The 5937-nt window shown below is 44.5% G+C and carries 2 tRNA genes and 3 rRNA genes; all 5 read left to right on the forward strand.

The window, feature by feature from the left end:
* The first annotated feature begins 599 nt into the window (after positions 1–599).
* The 5 genes from ACY2RW_RS16030 (at position 600) to rrf (ending at position 5855) form a co-directional block, all read left to right on the forward strand.
* Positions 600–2119, forward strand: a 16S ribosomal RNA gene (locus tag ACY2RW_RS16030).
* Between the two features lie 80 nt (positions 2120–2199).
* A tRNA-Ile gene (locus ACY2RW_RS16035) sits at positions 2200–2273 on the forward strand.
* A gap of 102 nt (positions 2274–2375) precedes the next feature.
* Positions 2376–2452 (forward strand) — tRNA-Ala (locus ACY2RW_RS16040).
* A gap of 218 nt (positions 2453–2670) precedes the next feature.
* Positions 2671–5549, forward strand: a 23S ribosomal RNA gene (locus tag ACY2RW_RS16045).
* Between the two features lie 196 nt (positions 5550–5745).
* Positions 5746–5855, forward strand: a 5S ribosomal RNA gene (gene rrf, locus ACY2RW_RS16050).
* Together the 16S, 23S and 5S rRNA genes with 2 tRNA genes alongside form the textbook arrangement of a ribosomal RNA operon.
* Positions 5856–5937 lie beyond the last annotated feature (82 nt).

Below are 5937 nucleotides of genomic sequence, written 5' to 3' on the forward strand. Positions count from 1 at the left end.
AAAAAATACTTTAAAAAAACAGTTGTGAGATTCAAAAGAGGGTGTATATTTGCACCCGCTAAGCGAAAACACAAAGCGCTATTAAGTTTTGTATGTTGTGTTGATTTAGTGTATGTTCATTGAGAGTTTGATTTTGTTAAGAGGTTTTTTATTTAGGTATTTGATTCAACTAGGTAGGCTTTATTTTTTTAAAAAAAAGTTTCAATTTTATTTGGTTGATAAAGAAAAAGCATAGTATCTTTGCAGTCCGATTTTTCGGGCAAAAAAGTTCAGTTTTTTAGGGTTTAGAAAATAAATAAAAAATAAATTATTTTTTTATTGTCAGAATGAAAATAGTTTATATATTTGCAGCCGCTAACAAAAACAGCGAAAGAAGTTCAGGGAGATTTTGGAATAATTAGTAAATAATTAGATAGTTCGATTCTATCATTTCTACAAAGGTGAAGTAAGAAGCAGGTGATTAAAACTTGTCTGTGGTTGCTTGACCAAGTTCATTGAAAATATTGAAATTGACAGCGTAAACAAAGAGTAGAATAACCGCATTAATTAATTTAATGTAAATTCTTTTGAAACTTATTCATTCATATTATTAAAGATATACAATGAAGAGTTTGATCCTGGCTCAGGATGAACGCTAGCGGCAGGCTTAACACATGCAAGTCGAGGGGTAACAGGAGTGCTTGCACTCGCTGACGACCGGCGCACGGGTGCGTAACGCGTATAGAATCTACCTTTTACAGGGGGATAGCCTTTAGAAATGAAGATTAATACCCCATAGTATTGAGAAATTGCATGATTACTTAATTAAAGATTTATCGGTAAAAGATGACTATGCGTCCTATTAGCTAGATGGTAAGGTAACGGCTTACCATGGCGATGATAGGTAGGGGCCCTGAGAGGGGGATCCCCCACACTGGTACTGAGACACGGACCAGACTCCTACGGGAGGCAGCAGTGAGGAATATTGGGCAATGGAGGAGACTCTGACCCAGCCATGCCGCGTGCAGGAAGACTGCCCTATGGGTTGTAAACTGCTTTTATACAGGAAGAAACACTGCTACGTGTAGCAGCTTGACGGTACTGTAAGAATAAGGACCGGCTAACTCCGTGCCAGCAGCCGCGGTAATACGGAGGGTCCGAGCGTTATCCGGAATCATTGGGTTTAAAGGGTCCGCAGGCGGTCAATTAAGTCAGAGGTGAAATCCCATAGCTTAACTATGGAACTGCCTTTGATACTGGTTGACTTGAGTTATATGGAAGTAGATAGAATGTGTAGTGTAGCGGTGAAATGCATAGATATTACACAGAATACCGATTGCGAAGGCAGTCTACTACGTATATACTGACGCTCATGGACGAAAGCGTGGGGAGCGAACAGGATTAGATACCCTGGTAGTCCACGCCGTAAACGATGGACACTAGTTGTTGGGATTTATCTCAGTGACTAAGCGAAAGTGATAAGTGTCCCACCTGGGGAGTACGATCGCAAGATTGAAACTCAAAGGAATTGACGGGGGCCCGCACAAGCGGTGGAGCATGTGGTTTAATTCGATGATACGCGAGGAACCTTACCAGGGCTTAAATGTAGTATGACAGGACTAGAGATAGTTTTTTCTTCGGACATATTACAAGGTGCTGCATGGTTGTCGTCAGCTCGTGCCGTGAGGTGTCAGGTTAAGTCCTATAACGAGCGCAACCCTTGTCGTTAGTTGCCAGCATGTAAAGATGGGGACTCTAACGAGACTGCCGGTGCAAACCGTGAGGAAGGTGGGGATGACGTCAAATCATCACGGCCCTTACGTCCTGGGCCACACACGTGCTACAATGGTATGGACAATGAGCAGCCATCTGGCAACAGAGAGCAAATCTATAAACCATATCACAGTTCGGATCGGAGTCTGCAACTCGACTCCGTGAAGCTGGAATCGCTAGTAATCGGATATCAGCCATGATCCGGTGAATACGTTCCCGGGCCTTGTACACACCGCCCGTCAAGCCATGGAAGCTGGGAGTGCCTGAAGTCGGTCACCGCAAGGAGCCGCCTAGGGTAAAACTAGTAACTAGGGCTAAGTCGTAACAAGGTAGCCGTACCGGAAGGTGCGGCTGGAACACCTCCTTTCTAGAGAAAGATGGTGAGTTACAAAAGGTACATTTTACTCTTTGCTGTTAATTTTAAAAACACAATATTTAAGCTATTATAGTCTCGTAGCTCAGCTGGTTAGAGCGCTACACTGATAATGTAGAGGTCGGCAGTTCGAGTCTGCCCGGGACTACAATTTTTTATATATTTAAGGAAATTCTAGAAGTGGTTATTCACCCTAATTAGTCGGCTATCGACTGCAGACTGAGAACTGTGGATTGCCAACTAGAAATATGGGGGATTAGCTCAGCTGGCTAGAGCGCTTGCCTTGCACGCAAGAGGTCATCGGTTCGACTCCGATATTCTCCACCAGGCAGTGCCTGGAGACAAATAATGTTTGTTTTCAGAGATTTGCACGAATTGTACTGATAAAATACTTATCAGTGGCGATTCGCCACGTTCATTGACATATTGGTAAAATGATATCGTAAGAATCAAAAAGATAGAGAGTTTAGAATAGAAATATTCTAGATAATTTTTATAAAAATATAAAAGAGCTCGTTGCAGTATTTATACTGTAGCAAAAAGTACAATAAGTTAAGTAAGGGCGTATGGCGGATGCCTAGGCTCTCAGAGACGATGAAGGACGTGATAAGCTGCGAAAAGCTACGGGGAGGGGCACATACCTTATAATCCGTAGATATCCGAATGGGGCAACCCGGCATGTTGAAGACATGTCACCTAGCAATAGGGGTAAACCCGGTGAACTGAAACATCTAAGTAACCGGAGGAAGAGAAAACAATAGTGATTCCGTTAGTAGTGGCGAGCGAACGCGGATTAGCCCAAACCAAAGTTGTTACGGCAATTTTGGGGTTGTAGGACCATGATATTCGATGCTAAGTGAATTAGAACTGTTTGGAAAGACAGACCAAAGAGGGTGATAGTCCCGTAAAAGTAAGTGAAGTTATTGATAATGGTATCCTGAGTAGTGCGGGACACGAGTAATCCTGTATGAATCCACCGGGACCATCCGGTAAGGCTAAATACTCCTGAGAGACCGATAGTGAACTAGTACCGTGAGGGAAAGGTGAAAAGAACCCTAAGTAAGGGAGTGAAAGAGAACCTGAAACCGTACGCCTACAAGCGGTCGGAGCACATTTATGTGTGACGGCGTGCCTTTTGCATAATGAGCCTACGAGTTACTGTTTCTAGCAAGGTTAATTGATTAAGTCAAGGAGCCGTAGCGAAAGCGAGTCTGAATAGGGCGCTTTAGTTAGTAGTAGTAGACGCGAAACCGAGTGATCTACCCATGGGCAGGTTGAAGCTGTGGTAACACATAGTGGAGGACCGAACCAGTTGACGTTGAAAAGTCTTTGGATGACCTGTGGGTAGGGGTGAAAGGCCAATCAAACTCGGAAATAGCTCGTACTCCCCGAAATGCATTTAGGTGCAGCGTTGAGTAAAAGTTTTATAGAGGTAGAGCTACTGATTGGATGCGGGGGCTTCACCGCCTACCAATTCCTGACAAACTCCGAATGCTATAAAATGTTTCTCAGCAGTGAGGGCATGGGTGCTAAGGTCCATGTCCGAGAGGGAAAGAACCCAGACCATCAGCTAAGGTCCCCAAATATATGTTAAGTTGAAAAAACGAGGTTTGTCTGCCCAGACAGCTAGGATGTTGGCTTGGAAGCAGCCATTCATTTAAAGAGTGCGTAACAGCTCACTAGTCGAGCGGACGAGCATGGATAATAATCGGGCATAAACATATTACCGAAGCTATGGATTTGTATTATATACAAGTGGTAGGGGAGCATTGTAACCTGCGTAGAAGGTGTACTGTGAGGTATGCTGGAGTGGTTACAAAAGAAAATGTAGGCATAAGTAACGATAATGCGGGTGAGAAACCCGCACACCGAAAGACTAAGGTTTCCTCAGCGATGCTAATCAGCTGAGGGTTAGTCGGGTCCTAAGGCGAATCCGAAGGGAGTAGTCGATGGATAACAGGTTAATATTCCTGTACTTCTTATAATTGCGATGGGGTGACGGAGTATTGAAAGCACCGCGTACTGACGGAATAGTACGTTGAAGACTGTATTTATAGGACTTGTAGGTAAATCCGCAGGTTTTGGAGAAGGTTGATAGTACCACAAATCTTCGGACGAGTGGATAGTGTGCCTAAAGGCTTCCAAGAAAAACCTCTAAGCTTCAGGTTATAAGAACCCGTACCGTAAACCGACACAGGTAGTTGGGATGAGAATTCTAAGGTGCTCGAGAGATTCATGGCTAAGGAACTAGGCAAAATCGACCCGTAACTTCGGGAGAAGGGTCGCCCATCTTCGGATGGGCCGCAGTGAAAAGGTCCAGGCGACTGTTTATCAAAAACACAGGGCTTTGCTAAATTGAAAGATGATGTATAAGGCCTGACACCTGCCCGGTGCTGGAAGGTTAAGTGGAGGGTTTAGCTTCGGCGAAGATCTGAAATGAAGCCCCAGTAAACGGCGGCCGTAACTATAACGGTCCTAAGGTAGCGAAATTCCTTGTCGGGTAAGTTCCGACCTGCACGAATGGTGCAACGATCTGGACACTGTCTCAGCCATGAGCTCGGTGAAATTGTAGTATCGGTGAAGATGCCGATTACCCGCAGCGGGACGAAAAGACCCCGTGAACCTTTACTATAGCTTAGTATTGGCTTTGGATAAGTAATGTGTAGGATAGGTGGGAGACATTGAAGCGGCGTCGCTAGGCGTTGTGGAGTCATCCTTGAAATACCACCCTTTGCTTATCTAGAGTCTAACTCAGAGATGAGGACAGTGCTTGGTGGGTAGTTTGACTGGGGTGGTCGCCTCCAAAAGAGTAACGGAGGCTTCTAAAGGTACCCTCAGCACGCTTGGTAACCGTGCGTAGAGTGCAATGGCATAAGGGTGCTTGACTGAGAGACATACAGGTCGATCAGGTTGGAAACAAGAGCATAGTGATCCGGTGGTTCCGCATGGAAGGGCCATCGCTCAAAGGATAAAAGGTACTCCGGGGATAACAGGCTGATCTCCCCCAAGAGCTCATATCGACGGGGGGGTTTGGCACCTCGATGTCGGCTCGTCACATCCTGGGGCTGGAGAAGGTCCCAAGGGTTGGGCTGTTCGCCCATTAAAGTGGCACGCGAGCTGGGTTCAGAACGTCGTGAGACAGTTCGGTCTCTATCTGCTGTGGGCGTTAGAAATTTGCGTGGATCTGACTCTAGTACGAGAGGACCGAGTTGGACTGACCTCTAGTGTACCTGTTGTTTCGCCAGAAGCATAGCAGGGTAGCTACGTCGGGAAGGGATAAGCGCTGAAAGCATATAAGCGCGAAACCCACCACAAGATGAGATTTCTTTAAAGGGTCGTTGGAGATGACAACGTTGATAGGCTATAGGTGTAAAGGCAGTAATGTCATAGCCGAGTAGTACTAATAACCCATAGACTTATGTACGCTTCTCCCGTTAGTAATAACGGGAGAGACACTCTTTTTTCTTATGCTGAAATTATTTTCAGTATCTTTTGAAACTTACAATATTATTTTATCATATGTTAACTTATTGCAGCTACGCTGCAGTTGTTAGTTGATAGTTTTTAGTTATTAGTCAAAGTGCTAACTACTAAACCCTAAATACTAACCACTAAATTCTTAGGGTGGTTATAGCATTGGGGCTCACCTCTTCCCATACCGAACAGAGAAGTTAAGCCCAATAGCGCCGATGGTACTGCATTTATGTGGGAGAGTAGGTCGCTGCCTTTCTTTATTCTGATTGTAAAATCAGATTTTCAAACCTCATATCTTATGATATGAGGTTTTTTTTATATAAATTATTTATTATTGT

Source organism: Polaribacter sp. 2305UL8-11 (assembly GCF_058147165.1).